This is a genomic window from Bradyrhizobium daqingense (assembly GCF_021044685.1).
Lineage (GTDB): Bacteria > Pseudomonadota > Alphaproteobacteria > Rhizobiales > Xanthobacteraceae > Bradyrhizobium > Bradyrhizobium daqingense.
The window spans coordinates 1,504,291-1,526,347 of record NZ_CP088014.1 but is presented as its reverse complement, the minus strand read 5'-3'; the positions used below and the strand labels follow the sequence as shown (position 1 = coordinate 1,526,347).

At 61.2% G+C, this 22,057-nt stretch carries 27 protein-coding genes and 2 pseudogenes; 13 read left to right on the top strand and 16 right to left on the bottom strand.

Translation table 11 applies throughout. The features are described from left to right. Positions 1-42: 42 nt before the first annotated feature. Positions 43-801: a glucose 1-dehydrogenase gene (locus LPJ38_RS07075; RefSeq protein ID WP_011082858.1), complete on the bottom strand. Its 759-nt coding sequence runs from the start codon at positions 799-801 to the stop codon at positions 43-45. Between the two features lie 1,182 nt (positions 802-1,983). On the opposite strand from LPJ38_RS07075, the gene LPJ38_RS07070 reads away from it, so the two are divergent. The 4 genes from LPJ38_RS07070 (at position 1,984) to LPJ38_RS07055 (ending at position 5,187) form a co-directional block, all read left to right on the top strand. After that, complete coding sequence (locus LPJ38_RS07070; protein ID WP_011082860.1) at positions 1,984-2,826, top strand: acetoacetate decarboxylase family protein; 843 nt, start codon at positions 1,984-1,986, stop codon at positions 2,824-2,826. A gap of 96 nt (positions 2,827-2,922) precedes the next feature. Beyond that, on the top strand, positions 2,923-3,210 hold the full coding sequence (locus LPJ38_RS07065) for a hypothetical protein (RefSeq protein ID WP_011082861.1): 288 nt from the start codon (positions 2,923-2,925) through the stop codon (positions 3,208-3,210). Positions 3,211-3,302: 92 nt separating this feature from the next. Beyond that, positions 3,303-4,883, top strand: a complete 1,581-nt coding sequence (locus LPJ38_RS07060; RefSeq protein WP_011082862.1) for a recombinase family protein — start codon at positions 3,303-3,305, stop codon at positions 4,881-4,883. A 64-nt stretch (positions 4,884-4,947) separates the two neighbouring features. Next, on the top strand, positions 4,948-5,187 hold the full coding sequence (locus LPJ38_RS07055) for a recombinase family protein (protein ID WP_014490262.1): 240 nt from the start codon (positions 4,948-4,950) through the stop codon (positions 5,185-5,187). Between the two features lie 82 nt (positions 5,188-5,269). On the opposite strand, the gene LPJ38_RS07050 is transcribed toward LPJ38_RS07055, so the two are convergent. Continuing rightward, positions 5,270-5,455, bottom strand: coding sequence for a hypothetical protein (locus LPJ38_RS07050; protein WP_011082864.1), 186 nt, complete (start codon positions 5,453-5,455; stop codon positions 5,270-5,272). Between the two features lie 294 nt (positions 5,456-5,749). Between LPJ38_RS07050 and LPJ38_RS07045 the strand changes: the two genes are divergently transcribed. The 3 genes from LPJ38_RS07045 to istB all read left to right on the top strand — a co-directional run bounded on the left by LPJ38_RS07045 (position 5,750) and on the right by istB (position 8,720). Further along, positions 5,750-5,983, top strand: coding sequence for a polysaccharide deacetylase family protein (locus tag LPJ38_RS07045; protein ID WP_011082865.1), 234 nt, complete (start codon positions 5,750-5,752; stop codon positions 5,981-5,983). Between the two features lie 416 nt (positions 5,984-6,399). Beyond that, a complete protein-coding gene (istA, locus tag LPJ38_RS07040) occupies positions 6,400-7,914 on the top strand; it encodes an IS21-like element ISBj11 family transposase (protein ID WP_039228609.1) in 1,515 nt (504 codons plus the stop codon). Further along, a complete protein-coding gene (gene istB, locus LPJ38_RS07035) occupies positions 7,911-8,720 on the top strand; it encodes an IS21-like element ISBj11 family helper ATPase IstB (protein WP_018270204.1) in 810 nt (269 codons plus the stop codon). Before istA ends, istB begins: the two co-directional genes overlap by 4 nt. Positions 8,721-8,737: 17 nt before the next feature. Here the strand turns inward: istB and LPJ38_RS38255 are convergent. Then, positions 8,738-8,976, bottom strand: a pseudogene (locus LPJ38_RS38255) (TrbI/VirB10 family protein); the annotation flags it as partial. Positions 8,977-9,051: 75 nt separating this feature from the next. Between LPJ38_RS38255 and tnpA the strand changes: the two are divergent. The 5 genes from tnpA to LPJ38_RS07010 all read left to right on the top strand — a co-directional run bounded on the left by tnpA (position 9,052) and on the right by LPJ38_RS07010 (position 11,027). Beyond that, positions 9,052-9,477, top strand: a complete 426-nt coding sequence (gene tnpA, locus LPJ38_RS07030; RefSeq protein WP_011082866.1) for an IS66-like element accessory protein TnpA — start codon at positions 9,052-9,054, stop codon at positions 9,475-9,477. Further along, on the top strand, positions 9,474-9,830 hold the full coding sequence (tnpB, locus tag LPJ38_RS07025; protein WP_011082867.1) for an IS66 family insertion sequence element accessory protein TnpB: 357 nt from the start codon (positions 9,474-9,476) through the stop codon (positions 9,828-9,830). Before tnpA ends, tnpB begins: the two co-directional genes overlap by 4 nt. After that, entirely contained in the window at positions 9,817-10,119 is a 303-nt protein-coding gene (locus tag LPJ38_RS07020) for a transporter substrate-binding domain-containing protein (protein ID WP_014490263.1), read from the top strand. The genes tnpB and LPJ38_RS07020 overlap by 14 nt, the downstream gene beginning before the upstream one ends. A 12-nt stretch (positions 10,120-10,131) precedes the next feature. Continuing rightward, a complete protein-coding gene (locus LPJ38_RS07015; RefSeq protein ID WP_011082869.1) occupies positions 10,132-10,488 on the top strand; it encodes an ABC transporter permease subunit in 357 nt (118 codons plus the stop codon). A 257-nt stretch (positions 10,489-10,745) separates the two neighbouring features. Further along, positions 10,746-11,027 (top strand): helix-turn-helix domain-containing protein, encoded by a 282-nt coding sequence (locus tag LPJ38_RS07010; RefSeq protein WP_011082870.1) that lies wholly within the window; start codon positions 10,746-10,748, stop codon positions 11,025-11,027. A gap of 109 nt (positions 11,028-11,136) precedes the next feature. On the opposite strand, the gene LPJ38_RS37915 is transcribed toward LPJ38_RS07010, so the two are convergent. After that, entirely contained in the window at positions 11,137-11,259 is a 123-nt protein-coding gene (locus LPJ38_RS37915; RefSeq protein WP_256379488.1) for a hypothetical protein, read from the bottom strand. Positions 11,260-11,425: 166 nt separating this feature from the next. On the opposite strand from LPJ38_RS37915, the gene LPJ38_RS07005 reads away from it, so the two are divergent. Further along, on the top strand, positions 11,426-11,665 hold the full coding sequence (locus LPJ38_RS07005) for an AAA family ATPase (RefSeq protein WP_011082871.1): 240 nt from the start codon (positions 11,426-11,428) through the stop codon (positions 11,663-11,665). Between the two features lie 328 nt (positions 11,666-11,993). Here LPJ38_RS07005 and LPJ38_RS07000 read toward each other — a convergent pair whose 3' ends face one another. The 12 genes and pseudogenes from LPJ38_RS07000 to LPJ38_RS06945 form a co-directional block, all read right to left on the bottom strand. Next, positions 11,994-12,389: a GFA family protein gene (locus tag LPJ38_RS07000; RefSeq protein ID WP_014490264.1), complete on the bottom strand. Its 396-nt coding sequence runs from the start codon at positions 12,387-12,389 to the stop codon at positions 11,994-11,996. Between the two features lie 536 nt (positions 12,390-12,925). Continuing rightward, positions 12,926-13,027: pseudogene (locus LPJ38_RS06995) on the bottom strand (P-type conjugative transfer ATPase TrbB); the annotation flags it as partial. Then, positions 13,024-13,464 (bottom strand): ribbon-helix-helix protein, CopG family, encoded by a 441-nt coding sequence (locus tag LPJ38_RS06990; protein ID WP_011082874.1) that lies wholly within the window; start codon positions 13,462-13,464, stop codon positions 13,024-13,026. The pseudogene LPJ38_RS06995 and the gene LPJ38_RS06990, both read right to left, overlap by 4 nt. A gap of 7 nt (positions 13,465-13,471) precedes the next feature. Beyond that, positions 13,472-15,454, bottom strand: a complete 1,983-nt coding sequence (locus tag LPJ38_RS06985) for a conjugal transfer protein TraG (protein ID WP_018269525.1) — start codon at positions 15,452-15,454, stop codon at positions 13,472-13,474. 41 nt (positions 15,455-15,495) lie between these two features. Next, on the bottom strand, positions 15,496-17,235 hold the full coding sequence (locus LPJ38_RS06980; protein ID WP_018269524.1) for a relaxase/mobilization nuclease domain-containing protein: 1,740 nt from the start codon (positions 17,233-17,235) through the stop codon (positions 15,496-15,498). 468 nt (positions 17,236-17,703) lie between these two features. Beyond that, positions 17,704-18,612 (bottom strand): lytic transglycosylase domain-containing protein, encoded by a 909-nt coding sequence (locus LPJ38_RS06975; protein WP_011082877.1) that lies wholly within the window; start codon positions 18,610-18,612, stop codon positions 17,704-17,706. A 4-nt stretch (positions 18,613-18,616) separates the two neighbouring features. Next, entirely contained in the window at positions 18,617-18,952 is a 336-nt protein-coding gene (locus LPJ38_RS06970; protein ID WP_011082878.1) for a DUF736 domain-containing protein, read from the bottom strand. Between the two features lie 34 nt (positions 18,953-18,986). Then, positions 18,987-19,532, bottom strand: coding sequence for a S26 family signal peptidase (locus LPJ38_RS06965; RefSeq protein ID WP_011082879.1), 546 nt, complete (start codon positions 19,530-19,532; stop codon positions 18,987-18,989). Next, complete coding sequence (locus tag LPJ38_RS06960; RefSeq protein WP_011082880.1) at positions 19,529-20,047, bottom strand: DUF2840 domain-containing protein; 519 nt, start codon at positions 20,045-20,047, stop codon at positions 19,529-19,531. The genes LPJ38_RS06965 and LPJ38_RS06960 overlap by 4 nt, the downstream gene beginning before the upstream one ends. Further along, positions 20,034-20,300: a ribbon-helix-helix protein gene (locus LPJ38_RS06955; RefSeq protein ID WP_011082881.1), complete on the bottom strand. Its 267-nt coding sequence runs from the start codon at positions 20,298-20,300 to the stop codon at positions 20,034-20,036. The genes LPJ38_RS06960 and LPJ38_RS06955 overlap by 14 nt, the downstream gene beginning before the upstream one ends. Then, the gene (parA, locus tag LPJ38_RS06950) at positions 20,297-20,935 is read right to left on the bottom strand and encodes a ParA family partition ATPase (protein ID WP_011082882.1); all 639 of its coding nucleotides are present in this window, start codon (positions 20,933-20,935) and stop codon (positions 20,297-20,299) included. The genes LPJ38_RS06955 and parA overlap by 4 nt, the downstream gene beginning before the upstream one ends. After that, complete coding sequence (locus tag LPJ38_RS06945; protein WP_014490269.1) at positions 20,932-22,047, bottom strand: replication initiator protein A; 1,116 nt, start codon at positions 22,045-22,047, stop codon at positions 20,932-20,934. Before LPJ38_RS06945 ends, parA begins: the two co-directional genes overlap by 4 nt. Positions 22,048-22,057: the final 10 nt, after the last annotated feature.

The window sequence follows — 22,057 nt, the reverse complement described above, 5'->3', positions numbered from 1 at the left end:
GACATTCGATCTCGTTTGATGTGACAATCCGTCCGCTGATAGTCAGAAGATGTTTTCGACCGCCTGACCCTTCTGCGGGACGCCGATCGTCAGACCGCCATCGACGACGATTTCGGAGCCGGTAAGATAAGAGGACTCGTCGCTAAGCAGGAACAAGACTGCCTGTGACACTTCCTGCGGCTCGGCTGGCCGCGCGAGCGGAATTGGAAAACTGGAAAGATCGATGTTCTCTGTCATCCGAGTGTTGATGAAGCCCGGATGGATAGAGTTTATGCGAACGCCGGACGCGGCGGCCTCCAAGGCAGCGGACTTCGTTATGCCCCGCACGCCGAACTTGGAAGCAACATAGGCGTGAAGCCCAGGACTACCCCTCATCCCCTCGACCGACGAGATGTTGACGATCGAGCCTCCGCCCGCGCGGCGCATCGCAGGTAGGGCAGTCTGCATTCCCAAGAATACACCGGTGAGATTGACAGCCAGGGTCTTCTCCCACTGCTCGAGCGGGAACCGCTCGATGGGAGCCATACTCGCTATGCCTGCATTGTTGACGAGGCCGTGCACCGCGCCGAACTTGCCCTCCGCAGCCGCAATCGCCTGGCACCATTCCCCTGGCTGAGCGACGTCTTGACGCACATAGATCGCGGATGGGCCAAGTTCGGCCGCGAAAGTCGCTCCTTCATTGTCAAGAATATCGGTGATCACGACTTTCGCGCCCTCGGCTACCAGCAGGCGCGCATGAGCGGCCCCCATCCCTTGAGCCCCGCCGGTTACCAAAATGACTTTTTCGCTCACACGTCCCATAACTCTTGGTTCCCTCGATCAGTGGCGGTGCAGGGGTTTTCAGCATCAAAAAGGATGACGGGCGTGTTGATCAAAATGGTTGAGAACGAGCATTGAAAGTCGGGCAAGCCAAGAGTTGCGGTCTGCACCACGCCCCGGACTCTTGGCGATCTGCCCTCTGCTACGTATCATCTTTGATTCCCAAAGCCTGTGCGCAGTACCCGTGTAAATTGGCGCTAAAGCACTTCGATAACGATTTCACGTCGCGAACATGCTTCCGCCGCTCAGGCGTTAGCCATCCTTTGGATTATTGCATTGGCTTTGCCGAACTACCCCGCCTTCTAGACGCCGACAATTTGCGACCGAATTTCCTCCGGTTTCGGAGATAGGATCGGTACCCGCGAGCGGAGCGATACCGGTGCCGAACGGTGCTGAGCTCCTTGTGGATCGAAAAGTGGGGCGCAGAACGCATGAGGTTCTCCTTAGTCTTGCGAATTGGAGTATCCATTCCGTGCAATCGGCGCGCCGAGACTCTGATGGGAAGTCAGCCTCACGTGACTCTTGCACAGGCGCCGGAGGTCTTCCGACTCTCCACCGAGACGGCGATGTCAGGGCCTGCGTTTTCGACCATGCGCAGCGACAATGTTACGCTGATCTGGTTTAATCGAGGCTGTTGCGAAAACTCGTGAGAGAGCCTCATCGACTTTCTGTCCGGATACTTGATCATGTCGGGCTTTCGACATCGCGTCGTCAATCGGACAAGCGAGGAAGGCAACAGAACAAGGGTCGAAAGTTGTCGGGTCACTCGTACCCAATTTGACGTCAGCCAGTGAGCCGTATAAACCGCACGAGGTGCCTGGCATCGACGTTGCATAACGACTGATAGACAAATAGGAATCACCCACTCGCCTTGACGTCATCATCGGTGAGCAGGCTCCGCCGGAATGGATGCACAATCAGGCGCATCCGGCAGCACAGGACAGCTGCCGGCTTCTAGAATGGAAAAGGTCAAGCGTGTCGGATGTTTTCGGATCGTTTAATCCGGCGGATTGAGGTGCAAGGCGCAGAAACGGCACTGCGGCCTCGCGTAGCGAAGATCGCTATCACCGGATCGATGTGCCGCACGGACTACCGAACCCACATCGCTGCCAGCGCAGTACAGTCGCTTCAGGGGCGCTTCAACAACCGGAGAGGCGCGGTGAGATGAATAGCTCAATCTCCAACCGCGCGAATTGTTCTGAGATCAAGGAGGATGCGATGCCCGACGTCAAAGGCATTCCGCTTGATGCGCCTCTTTACCATGGGGGCAAAAATCGTGGCGGTGCGTTTCTCGGCTGCCAAGCCATAAACCTTATGTTCAGCGTGGGGCACGAGGCGAATTGTTTATTGCCGAAGGAACTAGCACCTGCAGCAAACCCTGCAATCGCCATTGTGGGGGTCGCGAGCTATCGCTCAAGCACTGTCGGGCCATACTTGGAGTGCTATTCAGGAATTCAAGTTCGTGATCCCGACGGCGAGACTGGCTACTACATCCCTTACATTTACGTGACGGTAAATGATGCAGCTCTCGCCTCGGGACGAGAGGTTCTTGGTGCTCCAAAAAAGCTGGCGCACATTAGACTGATCAGAGAAGGCGGTCTAATTCAGGGTACGCTCGAGCGTCCGAAAGGCAAGCGCCTGCTGACCCTTACCGCTCAACCAGACGAGCGCATGAGCTCGGATTCGCGGCAGATGTATTCTGCGCGGACGAATTTCTACTCGGTTCGGCAGCTGCCGCCCATCATTGAGTCCGGGAAGGGAGAGGTCACGCAACTCGTCAAATGGTGTACGGACCGAACGTTGCGACGCGACGAGCGTGGCGAAGAAGTTCTATTTACTGGACCAACCTCCCTAACTTACGACTCCCCCTCGATTATCGATCCCGTGCACAACTTGACAGTTGGCCAAGCCCTGCTCGGCACATACGAGGAGTATGACGCAAGGCTCGAGGCCATTGATATCCTTTCGGAGGAATCAAACCCGGTAAACGATGATCGACGAGCTTGAAGAATTCATCCAATCCTAAATTGCTGCCAGCGCTGTCGGTTTGCCAGCTGACGGGCGGTATGTGGGGTTCACCTCCCCGGCGACTCATTCTGGAAGATGGTCGACAAGGCCGGCTTCAAGACCCACGTCTACAACAAGAATAGCGGCAATAAGGAGAAGAAGGCCGACGTGGCGATCGCCACAGCCATGATGGATGGGCGTTCAACATCATCGACAAGGACAACGACGATATCCTGCTGGTTGCCTCGTCAGAAGCAGACGAAAGAGCTGCGCCGGACATGTCGGCTACGGGCCCAAAAGCGCAAACCCGCATTTCTCTGCAGCTCGCTTCGCCCGCCGCAACGTGCTTTCAAGAAAAACGACATAGCAGTTGACTCTTTCTGAATACACTTTCCGATGGCGCGGACTTGATGATGCGCCTAAATGGTTTGCGATGCGCAATACAGCGCGGCGCGATATAGCCGCGGGGAGGCAACATGGGGAACACCCTTGTTGTACACGCGAAACGTCTGCCTCAGTCGCAGAAAGCGCGACGGGCGGCGCAGTATGTCCGCATGTCGACGGATTACCAGCAATACTCGATTGAGAATCAGGCAGTGGTCATCGCGACCTACGCCGAACTTCACAAGCTAACCATCGTCCACACCTATCGTGACGAGGGAGAAAGCGGCCTCAGAATCGAAAACCGGGGGGGCCTTACCGAACTGGTTGAAGACGTGCAATCGGGACGCGCTGACTTCGCTCATCTGCTTGTCTTCGACGTGAGCCGATGGGGACGCTTTCAGGACGTTGACGAGAGCGCGCACTACGAGTTCATCTGCCGCAGGGCGGGCGTCGAGGTTGCTTATTGCGCGGAGCAATTCGACAATGACGGAAGCCTTCTCGCCAGCATCATGAAGAATATTAAGAGAGTGATGGCGGCTGAGTTCAGTCGGGAACTCTCCGCCAAAGTTTTCGCAGGGTCAGTCCGGCTGACGCATCGCGGCTTCAAAATGGGCGGCCCTACGGCTTACGCGTTCCAACGACGTCTCGTCGACGATCAATGCAGACCGAAGGGCATTTTAACGATCGGCCAGCGCAAATCTTTGCTTACCGACCATGTCAAGCTCATCCCCGGTGCGCCCGATCAAGTCGAGATCGTGAATTGGATTCTCCACGAATATCTCCGTCACAAATCGCAGGCCACCATTGCCCGAGAGCTCAACCAGCGAGGGATCTTGAATAGCCAGGGAAGACCGTGGCTTGGAAAGGCTGTCGGTGACCTCCTCCGGAACGAAGCTTATATCGGCGTTCTGACCTACAATCGCAAAAGCAGAAAACTTGGCGCCAAGGTGACGCGCAACCCAAGGGAGCTCTGGATCAGAAAAGAGAATGCCATCGAACCTATCGTCCATCGCGACGCATTCCGGCGCGCGCAAAAGATTATGGGTGAGGGGCGCGTCAGCATTCCCGAAGAGGAAATGTTGCTTCGGCTCCGTAAGGTCCTGATGAAGAAAGGCAAGCTTAGTAAGACGATTATCAATTCAAGTCCGGGACTGCCGTCCATGTCATCGTATGTTTTGCACTTCGGCGCGCTGCGGAACATCTACCGTCTTATTGGGTACAACGGCAATCAAGAATGGTTTGACAAATACGCGTCGCACCAACGGTGGGCCGCCCTTCAGCTTAGCAATGCTGCTCGCCTTCGAGACGCCTTCGAGAGACTTGGTCGCAGTGCCACCCTCAATGCTTCGACTGAATGTCTTCGAATCGACAATGTCGTGAATGTCGTCTTTCGGGTCGCGAGATGCCGCAACTATGAAAACCGGCCCTTGCGCTGGACGCTGCAATACCGCGTGAGGTGGCCGAAGGGATGGGTTGTCGCGGTTCGGCTGGACGAGAAGAACGAAGCGATCTTCGACTATGTCTTGATGCCCTCGGCGTGGCTCACCTTCAGTCGTCGCATGTTCTGGTTCTCAAAGGAAGTCTATAAGGGCCGCACCATAAACCGATTTGACACGTTCGAAGCGCTGTCACGCTTCCTCATCGAATGCGTCGGCAAGGAAAAGCCTTCGTGAGTCTAACACCGCAGATGAAGAAGCCGTTGAAGGCGGCAACTCGCCACGCGACATCGCAACTGCCTTGAACAAGAAAGGCGTACCCGGGCCACGTGGCGGCGCCTGGAACGCCTCGACCATTGACGGTAGCCGCAAGCGCTTGAACGGCATCCTTCAGTACGCCGGGCGGATCATCTGGAACCGCCAAAGGTTCATAAAGGTCCCGGAGACCGGCAAGCGCATCAGCCGCGAAAACCCGCGCGAGCAGTGGATGACTGCTGAGGCAAACGATCTGCACGCGCATGAAGGAAACTGGTTTCTGTGATAACCGGCGCACGGTGCCGCTCGAAGCGATTGAAGCCACGGTTCTAGAGGGGCATCGAGCAGATACTCGCGGTCTGCTGAGATCATGCGTCGGTTTCTTCCAGCTCGGCGATACGCTTGCGCAGCGCGGCGACTTGGCGGCCCAGCTTCCATATCTCGTCGCCGGCCCAGTAGGCGCCGCGCTGGGCGATTTCCTTGCGAACGTCGTCTGCTTCCGCGATCTCGCAGCGGATGACGCTGTCAAAGGCTTCGATGATCAGGTCTCGCACGGGTTATTACCACCTTTTCGGAGCGTGCCGGGGCCATCAGATGCCGGCTTTTGCCGGCCGCGTTGCTCAAATACGTAGAGCGCTCCCTACGGAGCGCTCTACGATCGTCAGTTACGCCTTCGGCAAACTGCCGGCGCGCAAGATGGCTTACGCCTGCCGTACGAGGTTTTCTGGATGCGACGATAGGAAATACCATTCGGCCATGTCAACGTTTAAGTTGTATTCTTTTGTATAACACGTATTGAGTCATTAATTATATCGACACACAAAGGTGCACCGTGTTTGAATCGCGCGATGAAGCGTAGAATCAAACCGAACTCGCAGATGGCGGACTATGAAGTCGTCCTCACCTTCGATGACGGACCGCGGCCGCCGAACACGGATAAGGTGTTGGCTGCGCTCGCACAGGAATGCGCGCGAGCCACGTTCTTTCTGGTGGGCCGATCCTCGGCGGAATTTCCCGAGCTCGTGCGGCGTATGGCCGCCCAGGGCCACACCGTAGCGCACCACAGCTGCCGATCGACGTGATAAGCAGATTGCCCATCCCGGGCCACGAAAACACCGTCTCAACAAGGATTGAGCCCGTGACCACTCCCCCAACAAGCAACCCGAGCACCGTCAATATGGCACGGCCGCGTTCGGCAACGCATGATGGATCAAGATACGCCAGACCGGGATGTCGCGTAGCGGACCGAGTTTGAGCTTCGTCATGGCGTTCCTCCCTTGCCGTAGGGTGCCAATACCAAATTGCCGCGCGGCGAACAGGATGGAAGTGGAGCGTCGACCATGATGAGAGGGCTACGCCGGGCTCGTGACGCAGGGAGGGCGTAGCCCGACCGGAGTTACGAGCCCGGCGTCGGCGCGATCCACAGCGGACCGCGCCGACTGGTGATCGCGGCCGGCTGGTTATGCAAGTGGTTCTTCCGCCAAGAGGAATCACTCGCGTGCCAGGCCGACACATTACCGATCACCAAATGAGGCTCTACATGAAGTACCGTCAGACCGATAGCCCACCCGTGGCCGCCGCCAAGGCTTCGTTCAGCACCTCGACCGCTTACCGGATCGAGAAGGATCGACGCCTTCCGTCGCAGAAGAAGGCTCCCCGCGGCCGTCGCCGGCCAGATCCCTTGGCCCGCGTATTTGAGACAGATATCGCGCCGATGCTGAAGGCCGCCCCCGGTGTGCGGCCGGTCACGATCTTCGAGGAGTTGCTCCGACGCCATCCCGAGCTCGGCGCCGGCATCCGTCGCACGCTGGAGCGCCGGATCCGGGCCTGGCGGGCGATCCACGGCGAGGAGCAGGAGGTCATCTTCCGCCAGACCCACGAACCCGGTCAGCGCGGCCTGTCCGACTTCACCGACATGGGCGAATTGGGTGTCACGATCGCGGGCGTACCGCTCGACCATCGTCTCTATCACTTCCGGCTGGCCTATTCCGGGTTTGAGCACGCCCATGTCGTGCTCGGCGGTGAGAGCTTCGTCGCTCTGGCCGAAGGCCTGCAGAATGCCTTGTGGTCACTCGGTGGGGCGCCACGGGAGCATCGCACCGACAGCCTGTCGGCCGCCTTTTGCAATCTCGACCGCGACGCCAAAGACGATCTGACGCGGCGATACGAAGACCTCTGTGCCCATTACGGCATGCGGCCTTCCCGCAACAATCGTGGCATCGCCCACGAGAACGGGGCGATCGAGAGTTCGCATGGTCATCTCAAGCGAGCGATCGGCGACGCGCTGTTGCTGCGTGGCACCGCCGACTTCGACGATCTAGCTGCCTATCGTGGCTTCATCGATGAGATCGCCAGCCGCCGCAATGCCCGCAACGCCAAGCGGATCGACAGTGAACGTAGCGCACTTCAGGATCTGCCGGACCGCCGCACGTCGGACTATGAAGAGGTGATCGTCCACGTGACGTCGTCCGGCGGCTTCACCTTGCGCAAGGTGTTCTACACGGTGCCGTCGCGCTTGATCGGCCATCGGCTGCGGGTGCGCCTGTATGACGATCACCTCGACGTGTTTGTCGGCGGCACGCATCTCCTCACCTTGCCGCGCGGGCGGCCGCATCCCAATGGCAAGCACGATCAGGTCGTCGATTATCGGCACGTGATCCATTCCTTGCGGCGCAAGCCGATGGCGCTCCTCAACCTGGTCTACCGCGACCAGCTGTTCCCCCGGGAAGCTTACCGCCGAGCCTTCGACGTCTTGCGCAAACGCTTACCGGACAAGAAGGCCTGCCGGATCATGGTCGATCTCCTCGCACTCGCCCATGAGCGCGGTTGCGAGGCCGAACTCGCCAATCAGCTCACGGCTGACCTGAACGACGGCCGGCTGCCCGACCTCAACCGGCTACGTACTCACTTCGCCCCGGATCCCGCCCAGGTGCCGAACGTCGTGGTACGCCTCGCACCGCTCGCCACCTATGAATGCCTCATCGGTACCGCCGAGATCGGAGGCGCCGCATGAGCACAACCAACGTAGTCGACACCGCGCGCCTCAATCTGTTGCTCAACGAGCTGCGGCTGCCCGCCATCAAGGCGCTGTGGCCGCAATTTGCCGAGCAATCCGATAAAGAAGGCTGGCCGGCGGCGCGCTTCCTCGCCACCATTGCCGAGCACGAGATCGCTGAGCGCGGCCGCCGCCGCATCGAGCGCCATCTCGTCGAGGCGCGGCTGCCTACCGGAAAGACCTTTGACAGCTTCGACTTCGAGGCCGTGCCGATGATCTCCAAGGCGCAAATGACCGCACTCGCCGCCGGCGACGGCTGGCTCGGCAAGGGCGCCAATCTGCTGCTGTTTGGTCCGCCCGGTGGAGGCAAGAGCCACTTGGCGGCAGCAATCGGCTTGGCCCTCATCGAGAACGGATGGCGCGTCCTGTTCACCCGCACCACCGATCTCGTGCAGAAGCTCCAGGTGGCTCGCCGCGAGCTCAACCTCGAGGGCGCCATCAACCGCCTCGATCGCTTCGATCTCGTCATCTTGGACGATCTTGCCTATGTCACCAAGGACCAGGCCGAGACCAGTGTGCTGTTCGAGCTCATCAGCGCACGCTACGAGCGACGCTCTTTGCTGATCACCGCCAATCAGCCCTTTGGAGAATGGAACAAGGTCTTTCCGGACCCAGCTATGACCCTCGCGGCGATCGATCGCCTTGTTCACCACGCCACCATCGTCGAGATGAACGTCGAGAGCTATCGCAGGCGGACTGCCCTCGAGCGAAAGCGTGGTCCAGGGCGGCCACCGGAGCACGCGACACAAAAAACGCTCGCTTGATTGACGCTCCGCGACAATCAAAGCAAACAAAACTCTTGCGCGCGACAATCATCGCGGCGATCATCATCGCGCCGCGACACTGACTCGCCATCCTGATCGCCGCGCTCTTCCGACCCAGATCGTCGCGCTATAACCAAATCGCGGGTAACGATGACCCGCACGGGGAAACCTGGCCGGATGGTCAGCGTCGGCTGGATGTTGAGCTGGCGCTGCAGATCTGCTGGCCAGTCTGGCTGATGCTGCTAGGTCGTCCAGCGACTCGGCATAGACGACGTATCGCTCCGGGGAGGACCGCCTTGTGCGGTTTGATGGAGGATGAAGACATAGGCGTATGACTGACCATATGCCTATGCCGAAGGTTTCCCGACTTGAAGTCGTCTCGACAGGCGCTCGACGTCGTTGGACATTGGAAGAAAAGCAGCGAATCGTCACCGAGAGCTATGGCGGGCCACGTCTGGTGTCGGTCACGGCACGACGTAACGGGCTGTCGACAAGCCAATTGTTCACGTGGCGCCGGTTGGCGCGGGAAGGCAAGTTGAGCGGGGATGCCGCGCCGGTGCTTGTTCCGGTTGAGATGACGCCTGCGGCGGCTCCGATCTCGAGTGGCGCGCCACAACCGGTGTCTTCACCGCCTGCGCAACGTGCACGGGCCGGCATTATCGAGATCGAGCTTGGGGGCGGCTGTCGCGTGCGCGTTGACCGGGACGTGGACGCGGAGGCGCTGCAGCGGGTTCTTGAGCTTCTGAGACGGCGATGATCCCGATCCCGAGCGGCGTCAGGGTCTGGATCGCCACCGGCCACACCGACATGCGCCGCGGGATGCAAAGCCTGGCGCTTGCGGTCCAGGAGAGCCTGAAGCGCGATCCTCATGCTGGCGATCTCTACATCTTCCGGGGTCGCCGCGGCGATCTGGTCAAGATCCTCTGGCATGACGGGCTGGGCATGTCGCTCTACGCCAAGCGCCTGGATCGCGGCAAGTTCATATGGCCTTCGGCGTCGGACGGCGCAGTATCGATCTCGGCGGCGCAGATGGGTCCAGAAACTAAAGGTCCCAAACGTGAAAATCCTAAACATCTCGAATTTTTCAGAAGGACTCTTGGCTGTCGATAGCGATCGCGCCGACGCGTTTTGTTCGGACGACGCGATCCTCTACACTTTGCGACAAAAGCCGGCTCGCGACCGTCTGGAGGTCGTCGGCCGCCCGCTCTCCTTCGAGCCGTACGGGTTAATGATGCGCCGTGACGACTCTGCGTTTCGCTTGGCTGTCAACAAGACGCTGGCCGAGCTCTTTCGCTCGGGAGAGATAACATCTCTCTACCACAAGTGGTTTGACCAATTTGGAATTCCACTGAGCGAGAAGCTCGAGACCGTTTTGCAAGCGCAAGCAGTCCCTCAATAGCGGCTGGGTCGAATGCTCTCCTACAATTGGAACTGGAGTATTCTCTTCCAGCAGCCGCAGCTTGGATGGCTGCTGGAAGGTCTGCGTCTCACAATAGTCATGGCGGTGGTGAGCTTCCTCCTAGCGCTTGCGATCGGAACCTTAGTCGGTACAGCCCGCACTGCTCGATCGAGAGCGGTGCGTGGAATAGGCTTCGTCTACACAGCTCTCTTTCGGAACGTGCCATTGCTGATCCAGATGTTCCTGTGGTTCTACGTCTTTCCGGAGCTCCTGCCCTCAAATCTTGGACGCTGGGTGAAGCGGGATTGGGCGTGCTTGTCGTCCCTTATGGCGATCGATACGTACGGTTGGTCATCTACGCTGGAATAGGACGGGATCAGATCGATGCGGTCTTGAGCGCTTTTTCGGAGATAGGCCAAAGCTTAGAGGCGAAATACCCCGATACACTGTCGACATCCTAAGCCGCGGGCATCGTGCGAAGCGCGTGGGACGCCGACTGCCCACGTGCATCGATCACGGTCCCGGCCGCGTTTGAGGCTAGATCACGTCGAGGAACACCGACCAAGAAATAATAGCGGGATTATAGCCAGTGTTTTGAGGCCTAGCACCATGGCATGAGTTGACGTATGAAAACTCGTGCGATTGTAGCCTGGAATGTGCGTCGGATTCGCGTGAATCGGGGTATCTCGCAGGAGCAATTGGCTTGGAAGGCCGGGATCGACCGCTCCTACATGAGTAGTCTTGAGCGGCAATCGAAGAACCCGACGATTGATCTTCTCGACCGCATCGCCGAAACGCTGGACGTGCAGTTGTCCGAGTTCTTTGTTCTGCCGCCCAAAGGTGCTAGGTCTCCGAAGACCTTGCCTAAAAGCCGCAAGCCAGCGGGTCCACGTCGCAAGAAAAAATAGCGAATTTCAACGGCTTCTACGTAGCCAATTGAGGGACTTAGAACACCAATTTCGCCCGACAAGCCTTCTTTGCCGGCCGAACAGGGCTGTGATTAAATTGGAGTGCGTTTCACAGCACGGGAGTGAGTGACGACTGGTTGCCGGATGCAGGTTCGCGAAATGCATTGGCGGGCGCGGTCGCATCGGAAGAGGAGACTTCGATAATCGCAATTGCCTCGACTTTTTCAACCATTTGTACGCAGCCGATTGACCACGGCAACCGGGTTCATCCCCACTGGGGCGATCTTTCGTAGTCCACGTGTGATGTGTCCGGAGGCGCAAAGGCGCGGAGATTACGCCTCATCAGGCAAGTCTATTGGAGCGCCAATTGAGCTTGAAGAATATCTGATCGATTCGCCGTGATCTCGGGATGCCCCGGCTGTGGGAAGTCCACGCTGCTGACCGAACTCGGCCGACGCGGCTACGCGACGATAGATGAGCCTGGACGCCCGGTCGTAAGGAAGGAATTGGAGTCGGGCGTTCCCGCGTTGCCCGGGACAGGTATTGAAGCGCGCCTGCACAGTGCGTTTGATCTTTCCCTTGAAAACCTGACGCGAGCGAGTGCGTTCGACGGCTGGGTTTATTCGATCGCGGCCTGATCGACGCCGCAGCGGGTCTCGAACGCGTGACAGGCGAGCCGGCGACAAGGAACTCGGACAGGCACGCCACTATCATCGACGCGTGTTCATCGCTTCCGCCTTGGCCGGCCATCCACGCGACCGATCAAGAGACGCGTCATGATTTCGAGGATGCCTGTCGAAAACGAGCATCTTCTGAAGGTTTTCCCGATGCTCGGCTATGAAGTGGCACTACTCCCAAACTCAGCGTGGTGGAAAGGGCCGATTTCGTTCTTTGAGTGCCGACGTCCAACGAACATCACCAATTATAAACACGTGCAGTCGAACGGAAAGTCCATGGCAAGGGCCGCTATGGCGAATCAATTGTCAGCCTGCTGCCGTGAATCTGCCGAACGGGCACTGAAAACGGATCGAAGTCCTTCAGGCAACGCACGTTCACTGCCCATCCGTCGAACGGCCGAATGCCGGCTTCGCGTTCTGCTGCGGTGGGCTGGCTTGGTTTGCGGAACGGCAAAATACCGCAAACCGGGCAAAAATAGTCAGCCGCAGTGAATAAACCCCAGCGATAGACCGACAACTCCTGGAGGGGCGTCAGGAGCCGGAAGTCGCCCTCGGCGACGCGATAAATCAGCGCGCCACGCTTCGAGCAGATAGAGCAGTCGCAAACCCGCACATGGTCGATATCGGCGTCGATCTCGAAACGGACGGTGCCGCAGTGACACGAGCCGGTGTACGTCTTCATCATCGGCGGTTTGTCTCTAGAAGCCCGACCGAAGATAGATCAACGGATGGGGCCTGACAAAATCTCGTTGATCCTGTTCGCAAACACATAATAGCCGCAACTCCGCCAGCAAGTCACGGGCGCGGCGCGCTGATTGGCTCCTGGCTTACTCGCTCGATTGGAGTCGAGAAGAACTCGGGTGGAAGAAATGCCAGTCGTCGCCTTGAGACACACACCGTCTAAAGATACGCCCGCTTCAATGGCGAGGTCATTGGTTAACCAGTCTGGGAAATCGAGCGTGAATGTGCGAACACTATCCGTGTCTTCGACTGAGGCAATCTTGGCAACGCTTGTACAATTGTCGCAAACACAGGATCCCCCCTCATCCCGTTGACATCACTCGCTAGGTCGCAGTCGATCCTGGCAGGCCGTCGAGGGATATAGCTCGCATCAGACGGTCGCATACGGGGCCAGGGGGTCGCCTCTGATCGAGTTGATCCAGGGGAGGGCATGCATTTCGCAGTTGAGCACGCGGGTCGCCTAACACTTTTTGGATGGTCCACGATCCGCTCGCCGTCGGCGGCGGACATCGTTCGTCCGCTATCCTCCAACCCGCCAGACAGCCAATCGATCCAGAGCCGACCGTCGGGGTTGAGCATCACTCGCCTGGGGACGAGTCAGTCTGCTGGGCATCCTCCGGGATTTCTTGCCGCAGTTTCGGCCCTTGATTGAGCCGGCGGCCCAATGCGGCAAGGAAATTATCATAACGCGCTCCGGCCTGTGCTCTCGCGGCCTTGGCGGCGGGTTCGGGGAGTGATGGTGTTGTCGTGAGCCAGAAGCGGATGAAGAGAGCGATAGTCTCGACCGAAATCCCGACATCCCGCTCAAGGCGCGCGATCCGGCGGTCGATCTGGTCAAGACGCTTGGCAGTAGCAGCCTCTCGCCGTTCATCGGCGTCCGGCGACAGAAAGGAAGCGATCGCGGCTTCCGCGATAAGCGACAGCGACTGCTCGCGCCGGGCGGCGTAGGCCGATAGCGCCTTCATGACATCAGGATCGAGATAGACCGACAGCTGAGCCTTCTTTTTTGTCCCGATCATGGCTACCTCACAATCCGAGATCGTCGCCGGGATCGAGGGAGGCTTGGCGCGCCACGCCCTGCATCATGTCGTTCATGCGCCTGATCCGCGGGACATCTTCATCGAGCTCATCCACGAGGTCCGAAGCGAACTCGTTCTCGAGTGGTTCCTTATTCTCCACCGTGTCTCGATCGAGTTCCGGCTGCTGCCTGCGGTCGGCGGCCTTTGGATCTTCGTCATCCGTCTGGTCGTCGTTCAACGTCTCCAATGCCCTTGGGCGCGGCGGCAATGGCCTTGAGCTCCAATCGTCCAACCGGCCGCCATTGGATTTCGTCAGCATCGGCGGCGCCATGATGCGCTCCTGGAAACGTCTATCTTCGTAATAGCGCGCCTTCTTCGCCCGAATCGGATGGAGGCCCGACATCATGACGATCTCGTCGGAGGGCGGGAGCTGCATCATCTCGCCGGGCGTGAGCAGCGGGCGGGCGGTCTCGGACCGCGACACCATGAGGTGGCCCAGCCAAGGCGCCAGCCGGCTGCCGGCATAGTTCTTCATCGCCTTCATCTCGGTCGCCGTGCCGAGCGCGTCGCTCACGCGCTTTGCGGTGCGCTCGTCGTTGGTCGCAAAGCTGACCCGGACGTGGCAGTTGTCAAGGATCGAGTTGTTGGGCCCGTAGGCCTTCTCGATCTGGTTCAGCGACTGAGCAATCAGGAAACTCTTGATGCCGTATCCGGCCATGAAGGCCAGCGCAGACTCGAAGAAGTCGAGCCGGCCGAGCGCCGGGAATTCGTCGAGCATCAGGAGGAGCCGGCGCCGGCCGGCCTTGGCTTGCAGATCCTCGGTCAAGCGGCGGCCTATCTGGTTGAGGATCAGACGGATCAGCGGCTTGGTGCGATTGATGTCGGAGGGCGGCACGACAAGGTACAGCGTGGTCGCTCGCTCTCCGCCAACGATATCGGTAATCCGCCAGTCGCAGCACCGCGTCACCTCCGCCACCACGGGATCTCGGTAAAGGCCCAGGAACGACATGGCGGTGCTCAAGACACCGGAGCGTTCGTTGCCGGACTTGTTCAGCAACTCGCGGGCAGCGGACGCGACGACGGGATGAACACCGGCCTCGCCGAGATGCGCGGTTCGCATCATTGCGGCAAGCGTCGTCTCAATGGGCCGCTTGGGATCGGACAAGAAGGCTGCGACACCGGCGAGCGTCTTGTCTTCCTCGGCATAGAGGACGTGGAGGATCGCGCCGACCAGCAGGGCGTGACTGGTTTTCTCCCAATGGTTCCGCTTCTCGAGGCTGCCCTCCGGGTCGACCAGAATGTCGGCAATGTTCTGGACGTCGCGCACCTCCCACTCGCCGCGGCGCACCTCGAGCAACGGGTTATAGGCCGACGACTTCGCGTTGGTCGGATCGAACAGAAGGACACGGCCGTGTCGGGCGCGAAAGCCGGCAGTGAGCTGCCAGTTCTCCCCCTTGAGGTCGTGGACGATAGCCGAGCCCGGCCACGTCAAGAGCGAAGGGATGACGAGGCCGACGCCCTTGCCCGATCGCGTGGGTGCGAAGCACAGGACATGCTCCGGTCCATCATGGCGAAGATAGGTGCGCTCGAACCGGCCGAGCACCACGCCGTCGGGTCCAAGCAATCCAGCCTGCTCGATCTCCTTTGCCTTCGCCCACCGCGCGGACCCATAAGTCTCGGCATTCTTCGCTTCGCGGGCGCGCCAGACCGACATACCGATCGCGACCGCCGCAGCGATGATGCCGCCGGATGCCGCGATGAAGGCGCCCTCGGTGAAGATTGAGGGCGCGTAAGCATCGTAGGCATACCACCACCAGAAGAAGGCAGGCGGAAGGTAGAACGGAAAATGGAGCAGCTCGAACCAGGGCTGCCCGAGCTGCGGCTGAAAGCCGAGGCGCCAAGCCGTCCATTCCGTCGCGGCCCAGATCGTGAGCAGGACGATGCCGAAGACCATGATGACCTGCCCCCAAAGAATCTTGGTCGCCGACATGGCGGCCGCCCTCTCCTGACGTCGGTGATTGGAAGGATCACTCACAAGCCGAGCCCCCGGTTGCGCCCAAAACCCCAATCGATGCCGCCATCCGCGCGCGCGACGCCAGAGACATGCCGGCCGAGCTGTTTATCGAGTGAGGGCGTCCAAGGCACGAGCTGGAAGCCGAGACCGTCGTCGATCATGGCGAAGCGGCCGGAGGCGAGCGCGAAGCGCTGCCGATAGGTGCCTGCCACATACTCGCCGCTAGCCGACGGGTTGAACGGCTGACCGGTCTCGGCGGCGAGCTGCTTGCCGAGATCCTCTAACTCCCGACGGCGCAGCGTGCCGATAAGGTTTTTCGCGAACACCAGTCCACGCGCCTGGCGTTCGGCGAGCCCCTGCCCGATGAGCTGCTCGGGCCGCCGTTCCATAGCGTCGCGGACCTCGGCGCCGAAGCCGCCCTGGCCAAGCGCCACAGGGTCGCGCGCGACGGCCTGCCGATCGAGCCATGTCGCGCCGCTCGCGGTCACCTGCGCTTCGATCGAGAGATCGGAGCGGACGGCAAGCGCCACGCGACGCTGCCCTCTTGCGTCATCGAATTTGCGAAGCTCGACGATTGAGCCTGGCGCGCTGTCGCCGGCAGCGTCGAGGTCGGGCAGCCGGATGTGGTGGGTGCGGCCGTCGACCCCGTCGACCACGGCATAGGCGGTCGCCTTGAGCTCGTCGTCGAGACCGCGATCAACGAGACGCCCGATGACGGGGACGTCAAGATTTTCGCCTGATAACACGTAACTCGCGCTCCCGCGCTCGATGCCGCGTTCGGTCAAGCTGCGGTGGATACGCTTGATGATGTCGCCGCGTTCGCCGAGCTCGCGCAAGGTCGTTTCGGCGGCCTCGTCCATGGACCATTGGCCGGGCCCGAGTTGATGAGCGAGGCCAAGACTTTCCAAGTGTCGCAGCCGGCCAACCTTCAACGCATGGAATTGATCGGGCTGCTGCTCGGGACGCGGCGCAAGGTCGATAACACCGTGCTGGTTTGCATCGCGAACAAGCTGGCGATCGAGCTGCGTCCAGCGCTCGGCTCCGATCTGGCTCTCGAGCGAGCGACGAATGTCGAGATCGGAGCGCAGTCCAAGTTCCTGGGTGACCAGGTCCTGGGCGCGGGCGCGCATCCCTTCCTTGATGTAGTCGCGGGAGATGACGAGGTCTTGGCCGTCCTCTGCGACGCCGCGCACGATGATGTGGACGTGGGGGTGCTGGGTGTTCCAGTGATCGACCCCCACCCAGTCGAGCTTGGTACCCAGATCCACTTCCATCTGGCCGACCAATTCGCGGGCGAAACCCTTGAGGTCGGCCATGTCAGGCGCGTCCTCGGGGGAGACGATGAAGCGGAAATGGTGGCGGTCATTCTGACAGCGCTCGGCGAAGGCCTTGGGATCGGCATCCTCGGTGCCCGGGCCGAACAGGTGGGCCTTCTCCCCGTCCCGGGTCACGCCTTCGCGCCGGAGATAGCCGAGATGCGTCGCGAGCGGCGCCGACCTCGCCCTGTGCCGGACGACCCGGGTCTTGATGGTCACCAGACGCGAGCGGCCGGTGAGCAGACGGTTTGCCCGCACGCTGGCGGCTCGGCCGCGGCCGAAGCGCGAATGACGGTGGCTGACGAGCTGGCCGGCTCGCGAAATGCCGCCGCCAGCGCGTTGAGCGGCGGCAAGCGCCTGGGCGATGAAGGGCTTGGCCCGCTGGCTCCTCGAGGAGCGGATGCGGCCGGGCCGTGGTTGAAAATCGCTGTCTTCAGCCATGGCCAGCCTCGACAATGTGCGGAATGCAGAATCCCTGCAACGGGTTGATAGTCGAGCGCACATTGCGCGCCGAAGCCGCACATTGCGGACCCGAGGAAAAATAGCAGCACAAACAACCAACCGACCGAGCCGCACATTGCGGCCTTTTATCTCGCCATCGTTCGGTCGGTACTCGCGGAAGCCCCCACTGTTTGCGAGTGTTTGCGATAGCGATCGTTACGCGAAGGGCCGAGACACCCGTAGGGTGGCTCGGTGAGGAGCGAAGCGACGAGTAGAGCGCGGGCCGAAGGCATCGCCCGTATGACTGTGTTGCAGCGTTTCGAATGCAAACCGAATGTTCGTCAAGGGGCGCCAGCGAACCTGGAAACTGACAGCTGATATCGCGAGCTGCCCGATGTGCAGCCGCCGCAACAAGGGTGCCTGCAGACGTACCGCGATCCGCGCATTGACGTTGAAGATGCCGTGCAGTCATTGCGATCGCCCCATGGCCGAGAGCGCGACGAACAGGCCCTCCGACTGCGGCGCAATCGCCGAAATATCGTGCACCGTAGTGCCGACTGAGCCGCCGTGCGCGGGTTGATCGAGCGCCGCTCGCGCGCCAGGGGACGGCCCGTCAGCGTGGTCGAAGAACAGCGGCGCCCGCGTCCAGGATGAACGAGAAGAAGCCGCGAGGAGAAGAGGTCCTGGCGCTCCCTCCGCGTCGACAAAAGGGACGATGGCCGCGACATAGGCTGTCGTCTCCGCGGGCAGTGGACGGTGTCTATCCCGAAACTCCTCGTAGCGGCCGGGACCTGCATTATAGGCCGCGAGAAAGCCCGGCGAGCCGTAACGGTCGTGCAGTTCGCGAAGAAAGGCGGCGCCGGCGAGGATGTTGTCACGGGGATCGAAGGGATCGCGCCCGAGACCATAGCGCGCGCGCATGTCCGCCCAAGTCTTGGGCATGAGTTGCATCAGGCCGAGTGCGCCTTTGGGTGAGACGGCACGCCGATCGCCATTGCTCTCGACCCGCATGACGGCTCGTATCCATGCAGCCGGAATGCCAAAGCGCTGCGCGGCCTCTGCCACATGAGATGCGTAGTGATCGCTCGCCGGTTGACTTCGTGCCGGTGCTCTCTGCCCGGACACTGCTGCCGTTGGCCCGCCAATCACCAGCAGGCCGGTAAGGAGGAGAACGGCAAGGCTCGCCCTGTCTCCGCCATCATGGCGAGGCGTCTTGCTGCCTACCGGCGGTGCGCACGGACCACCGGTTTGACCGCCGCTGTGCGTGGCGGCCGCCCGACGGTTGCGTGGACCCGAGTTATGAGAGGGCTTTTCCCCGAACAAGGGGGTGGACCGTTGATGCGCCTGGTTGGCGGCACGCGCGACAGGATCCTGCATGCAATCAGTCCCGCTCGGCGCGTTGGGGCTGACGATTCCAGTTCAGCGTCCAGGCCGCTTTGTCGTTGCCCGACTGGAAGAGATTTGCGCGGATCGGCCGCGGCAGCGCCGGGTCGTCGATGACGAGCGAAACGTAATCGCCGGCCTTCTCGCCGGTCCGCTTCCAACCTGCGCCGATCTCCGGGCCATCGGCATCGCCGAGGCGGATACGGTAGTCCGGCGCGTTCTCGGCATCCGAGGATTCGGCCGGGACGAGGGTGAGAATCCGCTCGAAGAACAGCGTTTCAACGCGACCGGTGAAGCCGGACTTATCGCGCGTGAACTGGCCGATTTGTGCCATGGGAAAGCTCCTGGGTTGCTGGGTTGGAAACGGGTCAATGAGTGGCGGCGCGCCAGACGAAACGGCCGTCGGCGGCTTCGTCCGTCCAAAGCGGGACTGCGCGCGCGACGATCGAGCTGACGGGGAGCGCGCCGAAATAGCGGCCGTCCAGGCTGTCTGGGACGGTCGGGTTCATGAGAAAGACCTCGCCCGGTTCGAGGGTATGGCAACCGCTCCAACGCGGCAGCGGACGGCCGCGATGATCGTGCTCGTGTGCGGCGCCGACATCGACAGCATCGACCGTGATGGCATCGCCCGACCGGCACACGGTTTGCCCGGGCAGCGCCATCACACGCTTCAGCAGCGGCAGACCTTTTGGAAGAAAGCCGCCATCGGCAAGGAAGCTGGCGATCGGTTCCGGCAGCCGTACCGCGACCAGTTCCAAGTCGCGCAGCTCTCCGAGCGGATGCAGCGCGTAGAGCCCTATTGGCGTGCTCGCGGTAGCGTTCCAAATCAGCCGCGGCGCAGGATGAACGAGGGCCAGGGCGCCGGCGACCAGCGCCGCAAGGTAGGTCAACATGAGATAGCCGAAGCGGGTCATGGCGTGACGCTCCGGCGCTTGAGCCAGGCGATATGCTGCTCGCGCGTGTAGGCGCGCGGCACATGGTCGGCGGCGAGACGGTTGTGGAGATGCCGCCAGTATTCGGGTGCGGCGTCAGCCGGATCGATGGAGAGCGCCTCGATGGCGTCGATGGCCTGCAACACGCGCTCGACCTTCGGCCAGCTATCAACGCGCAGCAGGATTTCGCCACCGGGGCGGACGAAGGGCAGCGTCTGATAGCGCTGCCCGGCTTCCACGGCACGCACGATGTCCATGCGCGACACCACGGTGCCATAGTCGTTCGATGCCCAGCGGACGAAGCCGAAGATGCTGCCCGGCTCAAAGCTCGAGATGCTGCGGCGACGGTCGAGAATCTTCTCCTCCGCGCGGCGGCCGAAGCGCAGCCAGTGCTCGATCCGCTTCTCGATCCAGGTCAGCTCGACATGGGTGAGCGCGACATCCCGTCGATGCGAGGGCGGCACTGCACGCGGCGGCAAGGCTTCATTGTCGTTCATGACGGTTCTCCGGGGCGTCAGCGGGGAACTCTCGCGCCAGCAATTCGCGCAGCATGTCGGCGACGGTCACGCCGCGCTGGAACGCGGCGACCTTGATGCGGCCGCGCAGCGTGGGCGTGACGTCAATCGTCAGGCGCGCGGTGAATGCGGCAGCATCATTCACGCTGCGTGGCGGCGTATCACTGGCTTTGATCCAGCTCTCGGCATCGCCCGGACGCGAGGCGAAGCCGCGTTTGATAGAGCGGTCGCTCATGGCGCGAACCTCGCAACTTCTGCCGCGAGCGCGGCGATCTCGCGGGCGGCGGCGCTCTGCTCGACGAACTCGAAGACGAGCCGTCCGGACTGAGCGGCGTCGGCGAAGACAACGCGTTGGCCGATGGTGCTGGCGAGCACCGGCGGATCGTGGTCGGCGAGAGTTTCGGCAGTCTCGCGGGCGATGATCGTGCGCGCGCCGCAGCGGTTGAGCACAAAGCGAGCAGGAAGCTGCGGACGATAGATGCGAGCCTCTCGCAGCAGAGCGAGCATCTCGGCCGAGGCCCAGCCGTCGAATGGCGACGGCTGCACGGGGATCAACACGAGATCCGCCGCCAGCAGCGCCGAACGCATCAGTCCCGCGACGCGCGGCGGTCCGTCAATGACGACATGATCGGCGGTGCGTGCGATTTCCGGCGCCTCGCGGTGGAGCGTATCGCGCGCGAGGCCAACGACGCCGAATAGCCGTGCGACATTCTCCCGCGCACGCTGCTGCGACCAGTCCAATGCGGAGCCCTGGGGGTCAGCGTCGATCAGCGTCACGCGCTTTCCGCGCAGCGCCCATACGCCGGCGAGGTGCAGGGCGAGCGTGGTCTTGCCGACACCGCCTTTCTGGTTGAGCACGGCGACGATCATCGCATGCCTCCCGTCTTGCGACCTGAAAGCGGCAGAGATGGTTGGCTTGGGTGCTCGGTTGGCGGCTGAGCGCGGATGTCGGTGTTATCCGCAAGACGCGCGGCCCCACTACAACAGTTAGATTCTAAGTTAGACTCTAAGTTAGGGCAGGCGATCGTGTTTCCTGGCCAAAGCGTTAGCTGTGGTTTGCACTCCCGGAATCCCGATACCGGCACGCCCGGAGTCCCGATAGTGTGAACGCCCGAAGTCCCGAGCTGATTCACAGCGCCGTCCACAGGAGCTGTGAATGACTTCGATGGCAGGATGCGCAATAGCTCTCGGCGTTCCCTGCGTTCGATGCTCAGGCAGTAGCCTGGCAGCGGTTGACGTGCCGCGATCCGGCGGAGATCAAAGGCGAAGTCTGCAGGCTTGGCGAGGCTGCCGGATTTCTCATGGAGGTGTGCGACCTCGAACAGCCAACCTCTCGGCTGGCGGCCAGCATGCTTGCGCGCGACGCGGTAGAGCCAGCGCTCGATCCCACCAGTCAGGCTGAAATAGGCCGGATCGATCGTGAGAACGAGTGAGCGATCGATGACGCCGCGATAGAGCCAGTCGGGAAGGACGAATTCCATTCCCTGCACCCGACCGTCGCGCGTCGCGCATTCCTCCCATTCGTTGATCCATGAGAACTGGTGGCGCCGCCAATGCTCCCCCTGCCGGATGCTGGTGCGGATGACGGTCGCCTGCAGGCGGGCCAATGCCCCCTTCAAGAGCTTGTAGTCGCGGGCGCCGGTCTGCCGGCCGACTGCGGTCAGAAGCTGGTAGGGTGTGAAGCGCAGGAAGCGCGAGGTCTTCAGACCGAGGTTCTCGGCCTCGACAATCTGGCTCGCCGCCCAAATCAGCACGTCGGCATCCCAAATGGTCGCCATACCGTGCTCAGGAACTGCATAGACTTCGACACACACGTCGCCGGTCTGGTAGAGGATCGGTCTTGTTCGCTTGGCCTTGGCGAGCGAAAAGAACGGGCGCTCCATCAGGTCGCGTTGATCACGCGGGCTGGCATCACCGGTGGCGACAACGAACGGGTCGAGCTTGCTTCGCTCGCTGGGTGTGATGAGGCGACGCGACGACATGACGAGCGTT

Coding starts and splice junctions, on each gene's coding strand:
- LPJ38_RS37915 (WP_256379488.1), bottom strand. CDS start 11,259: ATGGTTGAAAAAGTCGAGGCAATTGCGATTATCGAAGTCTCCTCTTCC.
- LPJ38_RS07015 (WP_011082869.1), top strand. CDS start 10,132: ATGCTCTCCTACAATTGGAACTGGAGTATTCTCTTCCAGCAGCCGCAG.
- tnpB (WP_011082867.1), top strand. CDS start 9,474: ATGATCCCGATCCCGAGCGGCGTCAGGGTCTGGATCGCCACCGGCCAC.
- LPJ38_RS06965 (WP_011082879.1), bottom strand. CDS start 19,532: ATGACCCGCTTCGGCTATCTCATGTTGACCTACCTTGCGGCGCTGGTC.
- LPJ38_RS07000 (WP_014490264.1), bottom strand. CDS start 12,389: ATGATGAAGACGTACACCGGCTCGTGTCACTGCGGCACCGTCCGTTTC.
- LPJ38_RS06945 (WP_014490269.1), bottom strand. CDS start 22,047: ATGTCGTCGCGTCGCCTCATCACACCCAGCGAGCGAAGCAAGCTCGAC.
- LPJ38_RS06975 (WP_011082877.1), bottom strand. CDS start 18,612: ATGCAGGATCCTGTCGCGCGTGCCGCCAACCAGGCGCATCAACGGTCC.
- LPJ38_RS06970 (WP_011082878.1), bottom strand. CDS start 18,952: ATGGCACAAATCGGCCAGTTCACGCGCGATAAGTCCGGCTTCACCGGT.
- LPJ38_RS06990 (WP_011082874.1), bottom strand. CDS start 13,464: ATGATCGGGACAAAAAAGAAGGCTCAGCTGTCGGTCTATCTCGATCCT.
- tnpA (WP_011082866.1), top strand. CDS start 9,052: ATGACTGACCATATGCCTATGCCGAAGGTTTCCCGACTTGAAGTCGTC.
- LPJ38_RS07065 (WP_011082861.1), top strand. CDS start 2,923: ATGGTCGACAAGGCCGGCTTCAAGACCCACGTCTACAACAAGAATAGC.
- LPJ38_RS07060 (WP_011082862.1), top strand. CDS start 3,303: ATGGGGAACACCCTTGTTGTACACGCGAAACGTCTGCCTCAGTCGCAG.
- LPJ38_RS06980 (WP_018269524.1), bottom strand. CDS start 17,235: ATGGCTGAAGACAGCGATTTTCAACCACGGCCCGGCCGCATCCGCTCC.
- parA (WP_011082882.1), bottom strand. CDS start 20,935: ATGATCGTCGCCGTGCTCAACCAGAAAGGCGGTGTCGGCAAGACCACG.
- istB (WP_018270204.1), top strand. CDS start 7,911: ATGAGCACAACCAACGTAGTCGACACCGCGCGCCTCAATCTGTTGCTC.
- LPJ38_RS07075 (WP_011082858.1), bottom strand. CDS start 801: ATGGGACGTGTGAGCGAAAAAGTCATTTTGGTAACCGGCGGGGCTCAA.
- LPJ38_RS06960 (WP_011082880.1), bottom strand. CDS start 20,047: ATGAACGACAATGAAGCCTTGCCGCCGCGTGCAGTGCCGCCCTCGCAT.
- LPJ38_RS07010 (WP_011082870.1), top strand. CDS start 10,746: ATGAAAACTCGTGCGATTGTAGCCTGGAATGTGCGTCGGATTCGCGTG.
- LPJ38_RS07045 (WP_011082865.1), top strand. CDS start 5,750: ATGAAGCGTAGAATCAAACCGAACTCGCAGATGGCGGACTATGAAGTC.
- LPJ38_RS06985 (WP_018269525.1), bottom strand. CDS start 15,454: ATGTCGGCGACCAAGATTCTTTGGGGGCAGGTCATCATGGTCTTCGGC.
- LPJ38_RS06955 (WP_011082881.1), bottom strand. CDS start 20,300: ATGAGCGACCGCTCTATCAAACGCGGCTTCGCCTCGCGTCCGGGCGAT.
- LPJ38_RS07070 (WP_011082860.1), top strand. CDS start 1,984: ATGAATAGCTCAATCTCCAACCGCGCGAATTGTTCTGAGATCAAGGAG.